Origin of the sequence: Nocardia asiatica NBRC 100129 (assembly GCF_000308415.1) — a bacterium.
Lineage (GTDB): Bacteria > Actinomycetota > Actinomycetes > Mycobacteriales > Mycobacteriaceae > Nocardia > Nocardia asiatica.
Genome location: NZ_BAFS01000363.1, coordinates 1 through 2254, shown reverse-complemented (window position 1 = coordinate 2254; position 2254 = coordinate 1). Strand labels below are relative to the sequence as shown.

General features: G+C 67.0%; 3 protein-coding genes. 2 read left to right on the top strand and 1 reads right to left on the bottom strand.

Annotated features, from left to right (window positions below; all coding sequences use genetic code 11):
• Positions 1-323 precede the first annotated feature (323 nt).
• Positions 324-584: a hypothetical protein gene (locus ON27_RS29445; RefSeq protein WP_043734900.1), complete on the top strand. Its 261-nt coding sequence runs from the start codon at positions 324-326 to the stop codon at positions 582-584.
• A gap of 58 nt (positions 585-642) precedes the next feature.
• Positions 643-1509: a universal stress protein gene (locus ON27_RS29440; RefSeq protein WP_043734896.1), complete on the top strand. Its 867-nt coding sequence runs from the start codon at positions 643-645 to the stop codon at positions 1507-1509.
• Between the two features lie 145 nt (positions 1510-1654).
• On the opposite strand, the gene ON27_RS29435 is transcribed toward ON27_RS29440, so the two are convergent.
• The coding region (locus tag ON27_RS29435) for a Na+/H+ antiporter NhaA (RefSeq protein ID WP_043734893.1) at positions 1655-2254 on the bottom strand (600 nt) is incomplete at its 5' end.

Sequence of the window (2254 nt, the reverse complement as noted above, 5' to 3'; positions counted from 1 at the left end):
CCTGAGAAGAAAGATACGCCACCGCGGCCGTCACCGGGAGCTTTCAGCGGTAGCCGCGAAGTGCAGAGCGACAGCCGGTGACCGCACCATCGGGTGCGGCATCGGAGACCCCCTGTACATCCTCGATGGTTTCGCGGCGGTGTCGCGGGGCGCAGTGCCGAACACACCGTTCACGACGGGCAGATAGGTGAGGCGGCCGACCGATCGTTCGGGCAGTGTGCCCGGGCTACGATCCATGCGCATCGCGCGATCTCGACGGGTGGCTCACCGCCGGAGGCGATTGCCGACTACGGCCTCGCCACGCTGCCGACAGACCGGTCATCGTGGCGGTCGGGATCACTACAACCGGCCGGCCGGTGTTCGGGTGGGCGGCGGCCGCGGCGGGCTCGGTGGCTCAGCTGCTCAACCACCTCGCCGCACCGCAGGTGCCCTCCGCGGATCTGCTGACCACGCAGAACTATCTGGACGCCCTGTGTGGCGCGGTGGTGCTCGCGGCGTTCGCCCTCACCATCGGCAGCGCCTCGGACTCGCCGCGCTGTACAGAATCCGACTCAACGGAACGCGCCGAGCAAAGCAGCCGATGAGTAGCTACCCTGCCTACCGCGCGTCCTGTCCCGCTTCGAAAGGCCACGATCTGTGACTGTGCGTCGTCCTGTCGTTGTCGGTGTCGACGGCTCTCCTGCGTCGCTTGCTGCCGTCCGCTGGGGTGCGGCGATGGCGGCGCGCCGCAAGGCGCCGCTGCATCTTGTGCATGCCATCGGTGTACCGGTGCATGCCTTGCCGGTGATCGGCTCTTTGCTGTTCGATATCAGCGCATTCCGGGAGATGGGTGAGTCCGCCCTCGGCCAAGGGCGAAGCATCGTGGGTGAGTTGGAGGGATTCCCCGCCGATGCCGAGGTCGAGACGTTTCTCGACTTGCCGTCACCGGTGGCGGCGTTGGCTGCTCGGTCAGCGGCGGCTCAGTTGCTGGTCATCGGCGCTCGGGGTTTGGATCCGTTGGAGCGTGTGTTGTTCGGGTCGGTCGGCGTCGGTCTGATCAAGCACGCCGATTGTCCGGTCGCTGTCGTTCCCGCTGCCGCGGCGAGGATGCCGCCGTCGTCTCATGTTCCGGTCCTGGTGGGCGTAGACGGTTCGCGCTGCAGCGCTCGCGCGGTCGGTATCGCTTTCGACGAAGCGGCGAGCCGGAATGTAGGGCTGGTGGCGGTGACGACATGGTCCGATCGAAATGGTGGACCCAGCGCGCTCGACACAGCGCGGCAGCGCGCCGAGGCGTTGCTCGAAGAAACCGTGGCGAGCTTCACCGATACGTTTCCGGATGTCTGCGTGGATCGAGTGGTTGTCGACGGCCGCCCGGCGCAGCGGCTGCTGGAGGCGTCCCGGCACGCGCAACTGGTGGTACTCGGTAGCCGTGGACGTGGCGGAGTTACGGGCGCCACGCTCGGTTCGGTCAGTCAAGCGGTGCTGCAAGCCAGCCGCATCCCGGTCCTCATCGCTCCATGTCGGCAATGAACGCCCGGCCTGCAGCACAGTCGGACAGACGTCACCAGGTTGCTTGTCTGCTCGTCCGTGTCGGCCGAGAGGGCGAATATGTCGAGTACTGAACCTCCCGGATCCCCGATGAGAGCATCGCCGCAGTACGTTATCCCGCACACCGCTATCGGTGGTGCTGGTAGACGTCGGGTATTCCGTCGTTGTCGTCGTCGCGGGTTTCTGCTTCGGCGATGCGCCGATAGGTTCGGTTGCGCAGCCGCAACACCATCGCCGCCAGGAGTGCGGCGGTGAGAGTGCCGATGAATACCCCGATGCGGACGTGATCCTCCCGCGACGGGTCATCCGCGAAGGCGAGTTCGCCGATGAGCAGCGACACGGTGAATCCGATCCCACCCAGCAGCGCGACCCCGGCCACGTCGATCCAGCGCAGGTCGGTGTCGAGTTCGGCGCGGGTGAGTTTCGCGGTCAGATAGGTGGTGGCGAGGATGCCGAACGCTTTCCCGCAGACGAGTCCGACGGCGATGCCGAGTGTGACCCGCTCGGTGAGCGACTCGACCAGCCCGCTCAGCCCCCCGATGGTGACCCCTGCGGCCAGGAACGCGAATACCGGCACCGCGACAGCAGCGGAGATCGGCCGCAGTCGGTGCTCGAACTGTTCGGCGAGGCCTCGGCGTGCCGGGTTGCGTGAATCGTCGTCGCGGGGTTGGTGGAGCACCGGAACGGTGAAGCCCAGCAGCACCCCGGCGACGGTGGCGTGGACGCC